This window comes from Streptomyces niveiscabiei, from assembly GCF_033794345.1.
Taxonomy (GTDB): Bacteria; Actinomycetota; Actinomycetes; order Streptomycetales; family Streptomycetaceae; genus Streptomyces; species Streptomyces niveiscabiei.
In genome coordinates this window covers 11,620-29,693 of record NZ_JARAYJ010000063.1, presented here as the reverse complement: position 1 = coordinate 29,693, position 18,074 = coordinate 11,620, and the positions used below count along the sequence as shown (strand labels likewise).

At 71.4% G+C, this 18,074-nt stretch carries 15 protein-coding genes; 8 read left to right on the top strand and 7 right to left on the bottom strand.

Annotated features, from left to right (window positions below; translation table 11 throughout):
- The first annotated feature begins 210 nt into the window (after positions 1-210).
- The 3 genes from PV682_RS41980 to PV682_RS41970 all read left to right on the top strand — a co-directional run bounded on the left by PV682_RS41980 (position 211) and on the right by PV682_RS41970 (position 3,786).
- Positions 211-615, top strand: a complete 405-nt coding sequence (locus tag PV682_RS41980; RefSeq protein ID WP_319737916.1) for a PLD nuclease N-terminal domain-containing protein — start codon at positions 211-213, stop codon at positions 613-615.
- Positions 616-662: 47 nt separating this feature from the next.
- The gene (locus tag PV682_RS41975) at positions 663-1,301 is read left to right on the top strand and encodes a DinB family protein (protein ID WP_319737914.1); all 639 of its coding nucleotides are present in this window, start codon (positions 663-665) and stop codon (positions 1,299-1,301) included.
- A gap of 181 nt (positions 1,302-1,482) precedes the next feature.
- Entirely contained in the window at positions 1,483-3,786 is a 2,304-nt protein-coding gene (locus PV682_RS41970; protein WP_319737913.1) for a protein kinase domain-containing protein, read from the top strand.
- Here the strand turns inward: PV682_RS41970 and PV682_RS41965 are convergent.
- Positions 3,761-4,702: a transglutaminase-like domain-containing protein gene (locus PV682_RS41965; RefSeq protein ID WP_319737912.1), complete on the bottom strand. Its 942-nt coding sequence runs from the start codon at positions 4,700-4,702 to the stop codon at positions 3,761-3,763. The two genes, PV682_RS41970 and PV682_RS41965, sit on opposite strands and share 26 nt — an antisense overlap.
- A 231-nt stretch (positions 4,703-4,933) precedes the next feature.
- Between PV682_RS41965 and PV682_RS41960 the strand changes: the two genes are divergently transcribed.
- On the top strand, positions 4,934-5,305 hold the full coding sequence (locus PV682_RS41960) for a hypothetical protein (protein WP_319737910.1): 372 nt from the start codon (positions 4,934-4,936) through the stop codon (positions 5,303-5,305).
- Between the two features lie 30 nt (positions 5,306-5,335).
- Here the strand turns inward: PV682_RS41960 and PV682_RS41955 are convergent, their stop codons facing one another.
- Complete coding sequence (locus PV682_RS41955; RefSeq protein ID WP_319737908.1) at positions 5,336-6,307, bottom strand: isopenicillin N synthase family dioxygenase; 972 nt, start codon at positions 6,305-6,307, stop codon at positions 5,336-5,338.
- Entirely contained in the window at positions 6,300-6,782 is a 483-nt protein-coding gene (locus PV682_RS41950; RefSeq protein WP_319737906.1) for a nucleoside deaminase, read from the bottom strand. The genes PV682_RS41955 and PV682_RS41950 overlap by 8 nt, the downstream gene beginning before the upstream one ends.
- A gap of 123 nt (positions 6,783-6,905) precedes the next feature.
- Between PV682_RS41950 and PV682_RS41945 the strand changes: the two genes are divergently transcribed.
- From PV682_RS41945 to PV682_RS41930, 4 genes are all read left to right on the top strand, one after another.
- A complete protein-coding gene (locus PV682_RS41945) occupies positions 6,906-7,346 on the top strand; it encodes a Fur family transcriptional regulator (RefSeq protein WP_055719333.1) in 441 nt (146 codons plus the stop codon).
- 36 nt (positions 7,347-7,382) lie between these two features.
- Positions 7,383-9,578: a catalase/peroxidase HPI gene (gene katG, locus PV682_RS41940; protein ID WP_319737904.1), complete on the top strand. Its 2,196-nt coding sequence runs from the start codon at positions 7,383-7,385 to the stop codon at positions 9,576-9,578.
- Positions 9,579-9,763: 185 nt separating this feature from the next.
- A complete protein-coding gene (locus tag PV682_RS41935; RefSeq protein WP_407705833.1) occupies positions 9,764-11,965 on the top strand; it encodes a hypothetical protein in 2,202 nt (733 codons plus the stop codon).
- Positions 11,965-13,497 (top strand): type 1 periplasmic-binding domain-containing protein, encoded by a 1,533-nt coding sequence (locus PV682_RS41930; RefSeq protein ID WP_319737900.1) that lies wholly within the window; start codon positions 11,965-11,967, stop codon positions 13,495-13,497. The genes PV682_RS41935 and PV682_RS41930 overlap by 1 nt, the downstream gene beginning before the upstream one ends.
- 3 nt (positions 13,498-13,500) lie before the next feature.
- Here PV682_RS41930 and PV682_RS41925 read toward each other — a convergent pair whose 3' ends face one another.
- From PV682_RS41925 to resB, 4 genes are all read right to left on the bottom strand, one after another.
- Positions 13,501-14,421: a CU044_5270 family protein gene (locus tag PV682_RS41925; protein ID WP_319737898.1), complete on the bottom strand. Its 921-nt coding sequence runs from the start codon at positions 14,419-14,421 to the stop codon at positions 13,501-13,503.
- Positions 14,418-15,023 carry an RNA polymerase sigma factor gene (locus tag PV682_RS41920; RefSeq protein ID WP_319737896.1) on the bottom strand — a complete coding sequence of 202 codons (606 nt, stop codon included), beginning with the start codon at positions 15,021-15,023 and terminating at the stop codon, positions 14,418-14,420. Before PV682_RS41920 ends, PV682_RS41925 begins: the two co-directional genes overlap by 4 nt.
- A gap of 79 nt (positions 15,024-15,102) precedes the next feature.
- Positions 15,103-16,188: a c-type cytochrome biogenesis protein CcsB gene (gene ccsB, locus PV682_RS41915; protein ID WP_319737894.1), complete on the bottom strand. Its 1,086-nt coding sequence runs from the start codon at positions 16,186-16,188 to the stop codon at positions 15,103-15,105.
- Complete coding sequence (gene resB, locus PV682_RS41910) at positions 16,185-18,071, bottom strand: cytochrome c biogenesis protein ResB (RefSeq protein WP_319737892.1); 1,887 nt, start codon at positions 18,069-18,071, stop codon at positions 16,185-16,187. The genes ccsB and resB overlap by 4 nt, the downstream gene beginning before the upstream one ends.
- Positions 18,072-18,074 lie beyond the last annotated feature (3 nt).

Sequence of the window (18,074 nt, the reverse complement as noted above, 5' to 3'; positions counted from 1 at the left end):
AGAGTGCGGTGGCGAGGGAGTCCAACTCTGTCTTCACACACCGACGTTGGGCTCCCTTCCCTTGTGCGCGCAGCCGACCCCTTGGAATCGATCATCTAGTAGTACCCATGGGTGTGCCCGCCCCCTGCGCCGGATTTTCCCCAGCCGTTACCCTGGCCCCGACACCGGGGCCACCGGGCCCCGACGCCGTTTCCTGGGGGAAACCGCCCGATGCTCAGACTGCTGTTGTTCCTGGTTCCGCTGGCGCTGATGATCTTCGCGTTCATCGACTGCCTGAACACGCCCGAGGACGAGGTGCGGCACCTTCCCAAGGTCGCCTGGGTCTTCATCATCCTGCTGTTCCCGCTGGCGGGCTCGATCGCGTGGCTCGTGACGGGCAAGGTGCGTACGCCGCCGACGGGTGGCCGTACCCCCTCCGAGTGGCACCGCAACCACCGCACGACCTGGGTGGCACCCGACGACAACCCCGAGTTCCTGAACTCCCTCAAGGAGGAGAACAAGAAGGACGAGGCGCTCCTCAAGGAGTGGGAGGCCGATCTGCGGCGCCGCGAGGAGGAGTTGCGGCGCAAGGACACCGGGGGCACGGACGAGGGCCCGAAGAAGGACGCGGACTGAGCGCCGGTCGGCGGGAGTTGTCAGTGCCGGGTGACACGCTGCTGCGCATGACGGAGACGACTCTTCCCGACCCTGACCTTCCCGACCCGGATCTTCCCGACCCGAAGGCGGACCTGCTGCGGTACCTCCAGGAGGCCCGCGACTCCCTGCTGTGGAAGCTGGAAGGGCTCGGCGAGTACGACGTACGCAGGCCCCTCACCCCGACCGGCACGAATCTGCTGGGCCTGGTCAAGCACTGCGCGGGCATCGAACTCGGCTATTTCGGCGACACGTTCGGGCGGCCGTACTACACCGAGGACCCGCCGCCCTGGTGGTACACCCGCGACGCCGAACCGAACGCGGACATGTGGGCGACGGCCGAGGAGTCCCGCGCGGAGATCGTCGGCCTGTACCGCGCCGCCTGGGCCCACACGGCCGCGACGGTCGCCGAACTCCCCCTGGACGCAGTCGGCTTGGTCCCCTGGTGGCCGAAGGAGCGCCGGGCGACGACCCTCCACCACCTCCTGACCCGCGTCTGCGCGGACACGAGCCGCCACGCGGGCCACGCGGACATCGTCCGCGAACTCCTGGACGGCTCGGTCGGGGAGCTGGCGGACAAGTCCAACGTGCCGGAGGAGGAGGCGAGTTGGTGGGCGGCGTACCGGGAGAAGCTGGAGCGGAGCGCGCGGGAGGCGGACGAGGGGTGAGGTGACGGGGGCGCGGCAGCCGGGGTGGGCGCCGCCGCCCCGGCCACCGGGTCGACGGCGTACGCGCCCCCCGGACCGGCACCCCCGCCGCACCCTCCCTCGGCTCACGGCCCTCCAGGCTCTAGGCTGAACCCCCGCAACACCCAAGCCGCGCAAGGATCTTCGGGAAGGGCGACCGTACATGCCGCCGAGCAGCGGGGAATCGGGGTCCGTCGTCTCCGTCGGTGGGTACACGCTCGCCGAGCGGCTCGGCAGCGGCGGGATGGGCGTCGTGCACCTGGCGCACTCGCCGTCCGGGCGGCAGGTCGCGGTGAAGGTCGTGCACGCGCAGTACGCGCAGGACGAGGAGTTCCGGGCCCGCTTCCGGCAGGAGGTCCAGGCCGCGCGGCGGGTGAGCGGCGCGTTCACCGCGCCGGTCGTGGACGCGGACCCGGACGCCGAGGTGCCGTGGATGGCGACGCTGTACGTCCCGGGCCCCACGCTCTCCGAGGTGGTCGCAGGCCAAGGCCCGCTCACCGGGCGGGAGTTGCGGGTCCTGGCGCTCGGCCTGACGGAGGCGCTCAAGGACATCCACCGGGCCGGGGTCGTGCACCGCGACCTGAAGCCGAGCAACGTCCTGATGGCCGAGGACGGCCCCCGCGTCATCGACTTCGGCATCTCGCGCGCCGCCGACAACCAGACGCTCACGATCACCGGCCGCCTGATGGGCACGCCGCCCTTCATGTCGCCGGAGCAGTTCACCTCGCCCCGTGAGGTGACGGCCGCCTCGGACGTGTTCTCGCTGGGCTCGCTGCTGGTGTACGCGGCGACGGGGACCCGCCCTTTCGACGGCGAGAGCCCGTACTTGACGGTGTATCAGGTCATGCACGAGGAGCCGTCGTTGGACGGCGTGACGCAGCCGCTGCGGGGCATCGTCGAACGGTGCCTCATCAAGGAGCCGGAGGGCAGGCCCCGACTCGCTGAGCTGCAAAGGCTGTTCGAGACCCTGCCGGACACCTCGCCCGCCCCGCCGCCGGGCGACCGGACCGAGCCCGAGGGCATCGCGTACGACGCGGCGACGCAGGCCGTCGTGGTGGCCCGGCGCCGGTGGCTCTCTAAGCGGCGCCGGTGGCTCCCGAAGCGGCGCCGCGGACCGGCGCCGGCCGCTCCCCGACGCCGGGCAACGGCCCTGCTCGGTACGGGAGTTCGGCGCGTGTGGCGGATCCTCACCGCGACCGTGACCGTCGGCGTCGCCGGCATCGCGCTCCTCACCTGGGGCCTCCCCATGGGCTCGGGTGCCTCCTCGGACTCCTCCGACACCGTCGACTCCCCCGTGCTGTCCCTGCCCGAGGGCTGGTCGCCATGGCGGACGAACCTCACGCGGGCCGTGGCCGCCGCCGACCAGGACCGGCTGTCCAGCCACGACCGGCCGGGCTGCGTCCCCGACAAGGCTGCCCTGTACTGCACGGGCAGCGGTTTCACGGTCGCCCGGCTGGACGCCGGGACGGGGCGCGTGACCTGGCGGTTCGGGGTGAGCCCGCAGTACGCGCGCCCGCTCGGGGTGCGGGACGGGCTCGTGTACGTCTACGAGAACCCGCCCGTCGAGTCGTCCGGGGACGTCATCGAGTGGCAGTTGGTCGCGCTCGACGCGCGGACCGGCGAGCGGCGCTGGACCCGGTCCGTCGACGCGACGCAGCCCGCCGTCCTGTTCGACGGGGGTGTCCTGGCCCTGTCGACGGACCACGCCGAGCTGATCGGCATCGACGCGCGGACCGGCAAGGACCTGTGGCGGGGCTCCACGAAGTCGTCGGCGGGCACGCGGTGTACCCCGCTGGTACTACACGGTTCCCCCTACGGTCTGTGCAGCGACCAGGACGACCCGGCGTCCCGCGACTGGAGCCTGCTGCGGCTCGGCGAGGACGGCGCGCGCGAGCTCACCACGCTGCCTCCAGCGGTAGTACCGCTGGGGGACCTCGCCGGGAAGCCGCTGTTCGTCCAGTCGAAGGACCGGGAGCAGCAGTCGCTGGGCGGGCTGGACGAGGCGTACACGACGCTCCTGCGGGTGGACCCGGCGAGCGGGGCCGTCACGCGGATCCCGCTCGCGCAGACCGTACGGGGTACGGCGACGCTGATCGGCTCGACGGTGTACTTCGTCCGGCCGGACGGGACGGTGAGCGCGGTCGCCGCGGGCACCGGGGCGCTGGTGTGGCAGGCGGACACCCAGGTCGAGAACCTGTCGAAGCCGGTGTGGTCCCGGACGTTCGGCAGCCTCTTCCTCGTCAACCGGTACGGGCGGCTCCTGTCGCTCGAAGTCGTCACGGGGAACGTGCTGTGGACGACGGACAAGCTCCGGGACCCGGCCGGGGCGCCGGAGAACGTGGTGCCGGGCCTGACGCTGGTCGGCGACGCGATCGTGGCGGTGGCCGGGGACACGGCGTTCTCCGTGAGCCCGGACACGCCCGACCTGGGGCCCGATGATGTCAGCGCGGACAATGCCGTGAGCTGACCTGGCTCCTGAGAGTTACCCGGGTAGGCCCGTTGTAGAGGGCCAGGCTCAGGACCGTCTCCGGGGTGCGCAGCACGTCGTCCCCGGTGAAGAGGGCGCGGGCCTCGGCGTACGGCACCTCGTCGCCCGCGATGACGGCGGCGGCACGGTCGTACACCGCGCGGGCCTCCTCGTCGAGGGTCTGGTCCTGGTCGTGGTCCGTGTGGTCGAGGCCCCAGACGTCCCACAGCAGGGTCTCCACGTTGTTGAGGGCGGCGAGGTCGAGGCGGACGTTGCCCGCGACGAAGCGTTCGCCCCACAGGGGTCCCTCCTGCGGGGGATGGAGGCCGAACTCCCTGTGGTCGGCGCCCTGTTCCCGGATCATGCGCCAGGCCGTGCCGGCGGTGAGGAAGCGGGTGCGGGGGACGTCCAGGGGGTCGAAGCCGGCGTTCCAGTGGCGGGTGATGTCCGGGTCGGCGAGCTGGGGGTCCGCGAGGAGCCAGCGGCCCCGGTCCGCGTGCCAGTACTCCGTGACGACGTGGTCGCCGTGGAAGCCGTCGGTGCCGAAATAGTCCGCGAATCCCGAGCGGATCCGGGCCGGGGTGCCGGTGTGGCGCAGCATCGAGCAGTACAGGAGAGCGAAGTCCCGGCAGACGCCGACGAATCGCTCGGCGGGCGGCCGGGGTTTTCCGAGCGGGGCCCCGGAGCGGGCGGCGAGAATTCCCAGGATGCCGTCCACGTAACGGGTTTCGGCGTCGTGGTGGAGGCGGTCCTCGGGAATGGCGTACCCGAACAGGTCGCCCTCGCCGCGGTGGATCAGCAAGTCCCGTACGACGCGGGCCAGTCGGGCCGGGTCGGCGGGCAGGCCGGCGTACAGGCCGGCCCGGTCGCCCGGGGTGCTGTACGGGCTCTGGGCGAGGTGGTCGGCGAAGGGCATGCGGAAACTCCTGTCGCTGCACGGGAATTGCCGCCGGGTGCGAGAGGCACGGCGGAATGGGCCGCGTATTCGCATCGCGGCCGGCGCGTCTCACCGTGTCAAAATTCGCCGGGAATTGTCCAGAGCGGGGGAAGTTCCTTCGTTCGAGGGCAATTTCCGCAACTCCCGTGGCGCGTACGGACCGTGGGCGTACGGTCCGAGTCGACGGGCAAGGCGAGCGGGAGGGCGGCCATGGGGCTGGATCTGAGCAGCGCGTGGGACGACGAGACCTGGAGCGACGAGGAGGAGGCGGACTCCGTGGAGCTGATGAAGATCCTCCCGGACATCTCCCGCATCACCCTCCAGCTCCTGCGCCACACGGTCGGCCTCTTCCCCGAGGAGCGCGTCGCCGCCCGCGCGGCCCGGGTAGCCGACCTGGTCCTCAAGGAGTACGGCAGCGACGGCCTGCGCCTCCTCTCCGTCAACCTCGCCACCCTGGCGACGGTCCACATCGAGCACAACGCGATCCTCACCCGCCGCCCCCTGCTCTCCCTCCTCGACGACCTGGACGACACCCGCCGCGAACTCCACAAGGACCTGCCGGGGGCGGACCAGGCGGGCTGAGAGCCCGCGTCCCTCACTTCACCGGGTCCCTCACTTCACCGTGATCGAGTCCAGCTTCGCCCTCAAGTACGCGTGCGAGTCGACCGGTTCGTACGCCACCCTCCCCACCGGCGCCGGTACCGACTCCACCCGGGTGCCGGGTGTGCACTCGCCGAAGTAGACGAGGGACATCAGCTCCTCGGTGGGCGCGTCGGAGGGGGGCGGGAGGACCCGGTGGCGGCCGGAGCGCCAGCGGTCGCCGGTCCAACGGGCCATCAGGTCACCGATGTTGACGGTGAACGCGGCGGGGTCGTACGGCGCGTCCTGCCAGCCGTCGGTCTCCGTCCAGACCTGGAGGCCGCCCTTGCCCGCCTGGCGGTCGAGGATCGTGACCGTGCCGAAGTCGGTGTGCGGGCCGACGCGGAACTGCCCGGGGTGCGGGGTGCCGACGACGTCGGTGCCGGGGTACCAGTTGATGTTGAAACCGTAGGTCGGGTGGTCCATGTGGCGGCTGAAGAAGTCGGGTTCCAGGCCGAGCGCCTCGCCCAGCAGCAGCAGGAGTTGCTTCTCCAGTGCCGCCATCCGGTCGAGGTACTCCTCGCACAACTCCCGCAGCCGCGGCACCTCTTGGGGCCAGACGTTCGGCGCGCACCACTCCGCGTCCACGGCGGGATCGGCGTACGGGACGTCGTTGGCGAAGGTGAGCGACTCCTTGAGGTCGGGCGGGGTCGCCGTGCCCTCGGCGTACCCGTTGGCCTCGGCGCCCTGCGCGAGCCAGCCGCGTCCGCCGACCTCGGCGGCGTACGGCTCCTTGGCGGCGGCCGGCAGCAGGAAGAACTCGCGGGCCGCCGCGCGGACCCGGGCGCGCAGCCCGGCGTCGACGCCGTGACCGGTGACCAGGAGGAACCCGGCGGTCTGGAGCGCCTCGTCGACCGTACGGGCGATGCGCCGACGCGCCTCGGGGCCGCCCTCCACCCACGGGTGGAGATCGATCGTGGGGATACCCGAGGTCGTCCTACTCACCGATGCCCTCACTCTCACCGAGACTCTCCCCGATGTCCTCGTTCCACAGCTCCGGGTTCCCGGCGATGAAGTCCCCCATAAGAGTGACGCACTCCGGGTCGTCCAGCACGACGATCTCCACCCCGTGCCCGGCCAGCCACTCGTGCCCGCCGGAGAACGTGACGGCCTCCCCGATCACCACCCGGGAGATCCCGAACTGTCTCACCAGCCCGGAGCAGTACCAGCAGGGCGAGAGGGTGGTCACCATGGTCGTACCCGTGTACGACCGCTGCCGTCCGGCCGCGCGGAAGGCGGCGGTCTCCGCGTGCAGCGAGGGGTCGTCGTCCTGGACGCGCCGGTTGCGGCCCCGCCCGAGGAGGGTGCCGTCGGGGCCGTAGAGCGCCGCGCCGATCGGGATGCCGCCCTCCCGCAGCCCGGCCCGCGCCTCAGCCACCGCCGTGTCGAGCCATGCGCGCGCCCGCGCCGTGTGATCCATGGGGCCACTCTCCCGTACTACCGCCCTACACCTCAGGTATTCCCTCCGCATATTCTCCCCGCACCAAACTTGTACAGCTCCTTTTCTTGAATCGTTCGCCTTTAGCAGGGTAGGTTGGGGCCCATGACCGGATCCGCACCCCCCACCCCCGCCGAGGAGCTGCGCGGCGTCGGCCTTCGGGTGACGGCCGCCCGGGTCGCGCTGCTCGACACCGTCCGCGCCGGTGACCACCTGGGCGTCGAGGCCATCGCCGCCGGGGTGCGCGAGCGCGTGGGTCATGTCTCCGTCCAGGCCGTGTACGAGGCGCTGCACGCGCTCACCGCGGCCGGACTCATCCGGCGTATCGAGCCGGCGGGCAGCCCCGCCCGGTTCGAGGGCCGCGTCGGCGACAACCACCACCACCTCATATGCAGGACGTGCGGAACTGTCGTCGACGTGGACTGCGCGGTGGGACATACCCCCTGTCTGACCGCTTCCGACGACCACGGCTTCGCGATCGACGAGGCCGAGGTCGTCTACTGGGGCCTGTGCCCCGCCTGTTCCACCTCCTCCAGCGCTGCCTGAGCGCGGACCGTCGCTCAGCCTCGAAAGGATTCCCCCATGTCCGAGAACGCCGAAGAAGCAAAGTGCCCGGTGGCGCACGGCGGCCGTGCCGCCCACCCCACGCAGGGCGGCGGGAACCGTCAGTGGTGGCCGGACCGGCTCAACCTGAAGATCCTCGCCAAGAACCCGGCCGTCGCGAACCCGCTCGGTGAGGAGTTCGACTACGCCGCGGCGTTCGAGGCGCTGGACCTGCCCGCCGTGAAGCGGGACATCGAGGCGGTCCTGACCGACTCGAAGGACTGGTGGCCCGCGGACTTCGGCCACTACGGCCCGTTCATGATCCGGATGGCCTGGCACTCGGCCGGCACCTACCGCATCAGCGACGGCCGCGGCGGCGCCGGCGCCGGCCAGCAGCGCTTCGCGCCGCTCAACTCCTGGCCGGACAACGTCAACCTGGACAAGGCCCGCCGCCTGCTGTGGCCGGTGAAGAAGAAGTACGGCCAGTCCCTGTCCTGGGCCGACCTGATGATCCTCGCCGGCAACGTCGCCCTGGAGTCGATGGGCTTCACGACGTTCGGCTTCTCCGGTGGCCGCGAGGACGTCTGGGAGTCCGAGGAGGACGTGTACTGGGGTCCCGAGACCACCTGGCTCGACGACCAGCGCTACACCGGCGACCGCGAGCTCGAAGAGCCCCTGGGCGCCGTACAGATGGGCCTCATCTACGTCAACCCCGAGGGCCCCAACGGCAATCCGGACCCGCTGGCCTCGGCCCGCGACATCCGTGAGACGTTCCGCCGGATGGCGATGGACGACGAGGAGACCGTCGCCCTCATCGCCGGTGGCCACACCTTCGGCAAGACCCACGGCGCGGCCCCCGACGGCCCGAACGTCGGCCCCGACCCCGAGGGCGCGTCGATGGAGGAGCAGGGCCTCGGCTGGCGGAACAGCTACGGCACCGGCCACGGCGCGGACACCATCTCCTCGGGCCTGGAGGTCACTTGGACCTCCACGCCGACCAAGTGGTCGAACAACTTCTTCTGGAACCTCTTCAGCTTCGAGTGGGAGCTGACCGAGTCCCCGGCCGGCGCCAAGCAGTGGAAGCCGAAGGGCGGCGCAGGCGAGGGCACCGTCCCCTCGGCGCACGACCCGAACAAGAAGATCGCGCCGAACATGCTGACGTCCGACCTGGCGCTGCGCTTCGACCCGATCTACGAGCCGATCTCCCGCCGCTTCCTGGAGAACCCGGACCAGTTCGCCGACGCGTTCGCCCGCGCCTGGTACAAGCTGACCCACCGCGACATGGGCCCGAAGTCCCTCCACCGCGGCCCCGAGGTCCCCGCCGAGACGCTGATCTGGCAGGACCCGCTGCCCGAGGCCGAGGGCGAGGCGATCGACGCCGCCGACGTCACCGCGCTCAAGGCGAAGATCCTCGCCAGCGACCTGACGGTCACTCAGCTCGCCTCCGTGGCCTGGGCGTCCGCGTCCACGTTCCGCGGCAGCGACAAGCGCGGCGGTGCCAACGGCGCCCGTATCCGCCTGGAGCCGCAGCGCAGCTGGGAGGTGAACCAGCCCGAGCAACTCGCCCAGGTCCTGCGGGTCCTGGAGGGCGTGAAGGCCGACTTCGACGCGCAGGGCGCGAAGAAGGTCTCGATCGCCGACCTGATCGTCCTCGGCGGTGTCGCCGCGGTCGAGAAGGCCGCCAAGGACGGCGGGTACGACGTCGAGGTGCCGTTCACCCCGGGCCGGGTCGACGCGGGCGACGAGCACACGGACGCCGAGTCGTTCGCGGCGCTGGAGCCGGGCGCCGACGGTTTCCGCAACTACTACGGCAAGGCCAACCGCCTCCCCGCCGAGTACCTGCTCCTGGACCGCGCGAACCTGCTCACCCTGAGCGCCCCCGAACTGACCGTCCTGGTCGGCGGGTTGCGCGCGCTGGGCGTCTCGCACGGCGACGGGAAGGCCGGTGTCCTCACGGACCAGCCGGGCGTCCTGTCGAACGACTTCTTCGTCAACCTGCTCGACCTGGACACGGTCTGGAAGGGCACCGACGCCTCGCAGACCGCGTTCGAGGGCCGCGTCGGCGGCGAGGTCAAGTGGACCGGCACCCGCGCCGACCTGGTCTTCGGCTCCAACTCGGAGCTGCGGGCGCTGGCCGAGGTGTACGCGAGCGACGACGCGAAGGAGAAGTTCGTCAAGGACTTCGTCGCCGCCTGGGTGAAGGTCGCCGAGCTGGACCGCTTCGACCTGCGGTGAGCCGGTAGCGCCAACAGGGCCCCGGGTCCGTCCGTCTGGGCGGGCCCGGGGCCTTCTGTGACGGGTGGGGCGGGCGGGATCCGCCGTTTCACGGTTGTTGCACACTGTTGTCTCCGACGTCTGTTCCGCACCTCTCTGCCGTCCTTACCCTTGCGTCCAGGACCACCGCTCTGGGGGGAGGCGTGGTGCACGGACAACTGCACGGCCGGGGTGCCCTGTTCGAGGCGCAGCCGCCCGGGCTGCTGCCCCGGCTGATCGGACTGCGGCCGGACGAGAACGTCACCGTCAAGTCCGAACACCCCGGCGTGCAGCCGGTGTTGGTGCTGACGGGCGGACGCGGACTCGGCAAGACGGCCGTGCTGGACGAGGTCGAGGCGGCGTACACCGAGCGCACCCGCAGGGGCGAGCCCCGCAAGCGCACCCCGCTCGCCCGCGTCGACTGCGAGGACGAGCAGTTCGCTGCGCCCCCGCACGAGGAGAGCACCGAGTCCTGGTCCCCGCTCTGGCAGGCCCTCCTGGTCATCGCCGAGCAGCTCACCGAACCGGTGCGCGCGGCGGGCCAGTTGACGTTCCCGAGGCTCACGGCGGGGCTGGTCGCGGTGCGGGCCGGCGAGTGGAGCGGCGGCTCCGACTCCGAGCGCATCCGGCGCGAACTCACCCGTATCCTCCTGCTCAACGAGCACCGCTCCCGCTTCTCCCTGGCCGGCAGGTGGGCCGCGCGCGTCGCCGCGAAGGTGATCGCCGCCGCGACCGGGCAGGGGCCCTACCTCGCCGCCGCCGTCGAGGCGACGCTGGAGGCGCTGTCGGAGGGGGTGACCTCGCGCAAGGAGCAGCGCCCGTCGACCTGGTACCGGGCGTACCCGAACGCGGGCGGCAACGCCAAGCGGGGGCTGCTGCTCCTGTCCGGGAACTTCAGAGCGGGCGGGACCTCGCGGGAACACGCCGAACGGTGGCTGGTGCGGGCCCTGTTGGCGGATCTCACGGAGGGGTACAGCGGGATCGGCTCGCATCTGACGCGGATCGGGCGGCCGGTGGTGCTGCTCGACAACGCGGGCGGGGTGCCGGGGCCGGGGCTGCTGGACGCGGTGCTGCGGGACCGCGCGGAGGGGGTCACCGACCCGGCGGTGGTGGTCGCGACCGTGCGCGGGAGGGGGGTGCCGGCGGGGGCGGTACGGCGTGAACTCGCCGAAGTGGCACGGGCGTCGGGGCCGCCGGGGGCGGGGTCGATCGGGTCGCCCGGGGGCGGGCCGCCGTCGGCCGGGACCTTCGGCGGGGGGACACCCGGCACGGGGAGCTTCGGCGCGGGGGCGCTCGGCACGGGAGCACTCGGCGCAGGGGCGCTCGGCGCGGCGACCCTCCCGGCGGGGGCGCTCGCGGTGCCCCTCCCCCCGCTCTCCCCCGACGACACCCTCCACATCACCGGCGCCGTCTGCGACGACTTCCCCTTCCCGCCCCAACTCCCCCACGCCGTCCACCGCTTGACCGGCGGCAACCCCCTCGGCATCGTCCTCACCGCGCGAGCCGCCCGCCGGCACCCGGACCAGGCGGGCGCGCTGGCCGGCCTCCTCACCGAGCCCGTCGACCCGGACGAGGAGGACCCCCTCCCCGCGTACGGCGAACTCCTGCGCCGCCTCGTCCCCGCCGACCGCCTCGACGAGCTGACCGTCCTCGCCGCCGCCCACGACCACGACTCGGCCGTGGCCCTCGCCACCACCCAACTCCCGGACGACTTCGGCTCGTCCGGCGTACGGACCCTGCGCGCGCGACTCCTCGCGGAGGGCGTCGCGCAGGAGCCGGGGCACTTCGTCGGCGACCGGTTCGTCCGGACGCTGCTGCTGCTGCGGCTGCATCAGCTCACCAAGTGGCGTGACGTGCATGAGGTGTTGATCCGGCACTACGCCACCGGCCACGCCGTCTACCGGCTCCACCACGAGCTCGCCCTCGGCGACACGGACGGCGCGGTCGCCGAACTCCGCGACAGCTTCCCCGTGTTGCCGGTCCGCGTCTGGCTGGACACCCTGCGGTTCGTGGCCTCGGCGCCCTGCTTCGGGCCCGAGGACCAGCGCGTGGCGATCGCGCTGGGCCGCCGGGACACGGTCGGCCGGCTCCCGCCGGAGAACGCCGGGCTGCACCTTCGGGTACGGCGGCTGCTGCACGCGGTGTGGCAGGTGAGCGACCCGCTCGTGCTGCCCGACCGGCGCGTCTGCGACCGGCTCAGGTTCGAACTGGAACAGCTCTCCGACCTGCGCACCGCCGGGGGCGCGCTGCTCTTCGCGGCGTCGCGCGCATGGCCCCAGGACGCCCTGGCCGGGCGGCCGTTGAGCCTCCCGGACGAGGACGAGTACGAGGACGACGAGGACGAGAACGACGACGAGGGGGACGTCTGATGCTGCGGCGGCTGCGCGAGATCTGGGAGATCCGGCTCTACCGGTACGTCGCGATCGTGGTCTCGGCCGCGCTGGTGACCGGGATCGTGCTCGGCACACGGGTACTGCTCAAGGAGGACCGCTCCTGCGCGCCGGGCGTCTCCCGGCCCGCGGGCAGCTCCGAGTGCGTCGGGGTGACGGCCTCGGCGTACGACTTCGGCAAACCCCAACTCCGGGACGCCGTACGGGCCATCGCGGCGGAGAACGACACCCTCAAGGAGGGTTCCTACGTCACCGTCGCGCTGATGCTGCCGTTCTCCGCGAGCGCGCCGTCCACGCTGCGGGACGTCCAGCACGAGTTGCAGGGCGCCTACTTGGCGCAGTGGCAGGCCAACCACGCCGCCAACGGGCAGACCCCGGCGATCCGGCTCGTGCTGGCCAACCCCGGTGCCACCAGCGACCATTGGGCGCCGATGGTGGACCGGCTCGACGCGATGACCAGGTCCGGGGACCGGCTGCGGGCCGTCGCCGGGGTCGGCACCAGCACCGAGGCCAACAAGGAGGCCGTCGCCGAGCTGACCCGGCGCGGCATCCCCGTCGTCGGCGCGTCCATCACCGCCGACGACCTCGCCAACGGGCAGGGCGGGCGCGACCCCTTCCCCGGGCTCGCGCGGGTCTCGCCGACCAACACGGACGAGGCCCGCGCGCTGGCCTCCTTCGCGAAGGTCGGCGCCGGCAAGGCGATCCTCGTCTACGACAAGCCCGGTGACCCCTACACCCGGACCCTCCAGAACTCGTTCGCCTCGCTCATCCAGGGCTCGCCCTACGAACCCCAGCCCTTCACCCCGCCCGCCGACCGCAGCCAGGAGGGCACCACCGCGAACACCTTCCGGCAGATCACCCACCTCGTCTGCGACACCTCCCCCGGCACGGACACGATCCTCTTCGCCGGGCGGCACATCCAACTCCGGCAGTTCATCAACGCGTTGGGGGGACGGGGGTGCCAGGACCGCAAGTTCACGGTCCTCACCGGCGACGAAGGGTCCTACCTGGAGGGCGACAAGGGGCTCGACCGCACGGCCCTCACCCGCAACCTCTCCGTCCGCTACTCGGCTCTCGCCCACCCCGACGCGTGGACCGCAACTCCCCCGACAAGTACGGGTGGTTCGGCCGCCGACATGAAGACCCTCACCGACCTGATCGCCCGCGCGTCCCGCGCCCCCGTCGGGCCCATCGGCGAAGTCGCCCTCGAAGACGGCCAGTTGATCATCGGCTACGACGCGACGACCCTCGCGATCAAGGGCGTCCGGGAGGCCACGCCGACCGGCGGCACGGTCCCGCCCCTGGCGGACGTCGGCCTCCAATGGCCCCAGGTGAAGGGCTCGTTGCGGGTGAGCGGCGCCAGCGGCTGGATCTGCCTCGACGCGCACGGGAACCCGTACGACAAGGCCGTACCGATCGTGGAGCTCACCGCGACAGGCGGCAACCGGTTCGTACGGCTCGCCTGGCCGGAGGGGAGGCCGCCGGCCAGGGAGTGCCTGCCGCCGTCGTGAACGTCAGGGGCGCTGACCGGCTTTGTCGACGACGGCTCGGCGCAGGACGGCCGTGTCGCCCATGACGTCGCCCTTCTTGAGGTTGGAGAGATCGGCCGTGGACACGCTGCGTTCGCCGAGGAACGTGCCGGTCTTCGGATCGAAGATCCACTCGTCGCGAACCGCGTTGTTGGGGTCCTTGCGTGAGAGGGAGACCCCGGGCCTGCCGGCAGCGTCGACAGCGTTCCCCCTGAGAGTCACGCCGGGGATCCTGGCGACGGCTCGAAAGAGGGCCGCGCCCTGTGCCGGGGGCATGATCGAGTTGTGCAGCAGTTCACCGGCCTGCACGAACATCGCCTGGTAGGGGTCCTGGTCGGGGTACGTCAGAGCTACCTCGTGCAGGTAGTCCCACATCTTGTCGGCGGTGGTGGGCAGCGTCTTGAGGTTGTTGTACGCGTCGGTCTGACGCCAGGCCGGGTCGCCCGGCTTCACCTCTGGAGGAAGCGTCATCGGTTCCTCACCCTCCTCCCTCTTCAGCCCGGTGTGCAGCCCGTCCACCGACCTCCAGATCTCCTGCCGGTGCGGCGGCGAGACGATGAACTTGCCGTCCTTCGACATGGTGACCACCACCCGGCTCTCGACGTACACGAACTGGTCGTCGCGGATCTCCCCGTACGACTTGCCCGACTCGGCGGCCATCGCCATGTCCTCCAGCAGGGCGACGACCTGCCTGCTGGGCGGCTGAGGCGCACCGCCTCCGGAACCTGCGGACGGCAGCACGGTGAACGCGACGACAGCGGCGGTCGCCACGGCAGCGGCGGCGAAGACGGGCCGCCGCCACTTCGCGCTGGCCCGCGCCGGCTCCGTACGGATCTCGGTCATCAGATGCTCCTTGAGGAGTAGGTGACGCCCCGGTGGAAGGTCGCGTTCGGGAAGCTGTGTCATCGGTTTCCCTCCTTCAGGGGGCCGACCGCAGGTGTGCGGTCACCTTTCATCTGTCGTGGGGTGTGCGGGGGTTCCATGTACCTCGCGAGTTTCTTCCGAGCCCGCGAGAGGCGGGAGCGGACCGTGCCGACGGGGACGCCGAGGGCCCGCGCGGCCGTCGGGTAGTCGAGGCCGGACCAGACGCACAGCGCCAGCACCTCCCGCTCGGCGCGCCGCAGCCGCCGTAACGCCTCCTGGACGAGGGCGAGTTGGGCCGCGTCGTCGAGGCGGCCGGCGATCTCGTCGGCGAAGTCACTCACCACCGAGGCAGGGGGCAGCCGGGACATCGCGGCGGCATGGCGGCGCATGGTCCTACGGGTATTACGCGCCACGTTCGTCGCGATCCCGAGCAGCCACGGCCGTATGGGACCCCCCGTACCGTCGAGTGACTCCCGCAGCCGCCACGCCTCCAGGAAGGTGAGCGAGACGATGTCCTCGGCGGTGGACCAGTCACCGGTCAGGCGGTACGCGTGGTTGTAGACGGAGCGCGCGCAGGTGTCGAAGAGTTCGCCGAACGCGTCGTGGTCCCCGGCCCGGATGCGTCTTCGCAGATTCGTGTCCACGCCCTTCACCTGTCGTACGACAAAGGCCGGTTCCCGTGACCTGAGTCACAGGAACCGGCCCGGTGCCGGACGGACGGGGTCACACCCCCGCGTACGAGTGCTTCCCGCTCACGAAGATGTTGACGCCGTAGTAGTTGAACAGCCAGCAGCCGAAGGCGGCCAGCGCGAGGTAGGCGGCCTTGCGGCCCTTCCACCCGGCGGTCGCGCGCGCGTGCAGGTAGCAGGCGTAGCCGACCCAGGTGATGAAGGACCAGGTCTCCTTGGGGTCCCAGCCCCAGTAGCGGCCCCACGCGTCGCCCGCCCAGATCGCGCCGGCGATGATCGTGAACGTCCACAGCGGGAAGACGGCCGCGTTCACGCGGTACGCGAACTTGTCGAGGGACGCGGACGCGGGGAGCCGGTCGAGCACCGAGTTCGCGAACTTGCCGGGCTTTCCGCCGGCCGCGAGCTTGTTCTCGTAGGAGTCCTTGAAGAGGTACAGGATCGTGGCGACCGCGCCGACGTAGAAGACCGCGCCGCAGAGGATGGCCGTCGAGACGTGGATGTACAGCCAGTACGAGTGCAGCGCGGGGACGAGCTGGTCGCTGGCCGTGTAGAGGACGGTGACCGCGAGTCCCAGGTCCAGCAGGACCGTGGTGATCAGGAACAGGCCGAGCCAGCGGACGTTCTTGCGCAGCGCCAGCAGCGTGAGGTACACGCCGACCGCGACCGTCGAGAACGTGATGTTGAACTCGTACATGTTGCCCCACGGCGCCCGCTCCACCGAGGCCGCGCGCGTGATCACGCCGCTCAGCTCGACGAGGAACGCGAGGACCGTGAGCGAGATCGCGATCCGGCCGTAGAGGTCGCCCTGCTCGTCCCCGCCGTGCGCCCCGGGCCCGTCCGGCACGTCGCGCGCGCCGGAGGCGGAGCGGACGACGACCTCCGGCCGCTCCAGTACGGCGGTCCCGCCGGCCTTCTTGACCGTGACGGCCGGCGCCTTCTTCGCGGCGGCGGTGGCGGCCGGGGTCAGCGCGGCGGCCGTGCGGCCCACCTTGCTGCGGCTGCCGAAGAGCCACTCGGCGATGTACGCGAAGAACGCGAGGGTGTAGACGGCCATCGAGGAGTAGATCAGCGTGTTGCTGATGTTGGCGAGGTGTTCGTTGGTCGCGGCGGCGAGAGTCACTTCTCAGACCCTTCGGAAGGGACAGCTTGGGGGGTAGGGGATACGTCAGGGGTAGTACCTGCGGGGGATGCCGCGTCTGGGTCGGTGGAGGTAGTACCGGTAGCACCTGAGAGGGACCCGGCATCAGCGCCCGCATCAGCGCCCGCATCAGCGCCCGCATCGGCATCGGCGCCCGCGTCGGCGCCCGCCTCGGACCCGGCGTCAGCCCCACCGTCGTCCTCCGCCACCCCCGGCGCCCGCGCGTACAGCCCGTCCGCCAGCGCCCCCAGCTCCTCCGGCACCTTCGCGGACTCGCTCCGGCCGAGCCCCGCCATCTCGACGAGGGTCACCCCGTCGGGCCCGGCGACCGCCCGCACCCACACCCGGCGCCGCTGGACGAACAGCGAAGCGGCGAGGCCGAAGATCGCGGCGACCGCCCCGGCCAGCGCCCAGCCGCCCCCCGGATCCTGGACGACCTGGAAGTTCGCCCACTCCTTGGTGCCCTCGTAGGTGATGGTCCCGGCGCCGCCCGGCAGCGTCATGGTCTTGCCCGGCGTCAGGTTCGCCCGCAGCTGCGCGCCCTTGGCGTCCTTGAACTCCTTCATGTGGGACTTGTCGAGCTGGTAGACGCTCTGCGGGATCCCGGAGTCGACGCCGAGGTCGCCGTGGTAGCCGACGACGTTCATGATCGGGTTGATCAGCGCGGGGAACGTCGACGCGACCTCGTTCCCCTTGGTGTACGTCGGCAGGAAGAAGAGCTGGAACCCGAGCTGCTCGCTCTTGCCCTTCGCGTCCTTGTAGCCGTCCATGACCTTGACGACACCGGAGGACGTGACGTTGTTGTCGAGCGGCAGCAGCGGGATCGCGTCGCGGTAGACGACGTCACCCCTGCCGTCCCGGACGGTGACGACGGGGGCGTACCCGTGGGCGGTGAGGTAGACCTTCGCGTCGCCGATCTCCAGCGGGTGGTTGACCTTGACGACGGTCTGCTTGTCCTTGCCGTACGCGCCCTCGCTGTACGTGAGGGCTGCCTCGTAGGTACGGGGGGTACCACGGTTGGGCCCGGTCAGCTCGTACGTACCCGTGAACTTCTTGAGCCGGAAGCTGAACGGGACCAGGTCCTCGCTGGTGTCGAAGAGGTTGCCCGACTTGAAGTCGTCGTACTGGGGCAGCACGTTGGAGAAGCCGTCGCCCTCGACGATCAGCTTGTTGCCCTCCGACTTGAAGAGCTGCCCCCACGCGAACGCGATCAGCAAGACGATCAGCGCGATGTGGAAGGCGAGGTTGCCGACCTCCCGGAAGTACCCCTTCTCGGCGGAGACGGCGTCCCCGGCGACGTGCGCGCGGAACCGCCGCTTCTTCAGCAGGGCGAGCGCGGTCTCCCGTACCTCTTCAGGGGTAGCCGTAGTACGCCACGAGGTGTACGCCGGAAGTCTCGTCAGCCGCTTGGGCGCGCCCGGCGGGCGCGAGCGCAGCTGGCCCACGAACTGCCAGGTGCGCGGGACGATGCAGCCGATCAGCGAGACGAACAGCAGGATGTAGATCGCCGAGAACCACACCGAGCTGTAGACGTGGAAGAGGCCGGCCTTGTCGTAGAGCGGCGCGAGCGTGGTGTGCGCCTTGCGGAAGTCGGCGACCTTCGTCGCGTCGCTGCCGGTCTGCGGGATCAGCGAGCCGGGGATCGCGGCGAGCGCCAGCAGCAGGAGCAGCAGCAGCGCGACCCGCATCGAGGTGAGCTGGCGCCAGAACCAGCGGGCCCAGCCGATGACGCTGAGCGCGGGAACGTTGAGGGTCTCCTCGGGGGCCGTCGAGAGCTTGGTGCTCGCGGCGTCCCGGGCGTCGGCCGGCGAAACGCCGTCCGGCTCGGTGCCCTGGTCCGTCGGCGTCGGACTGGTCTTGCTCATGGA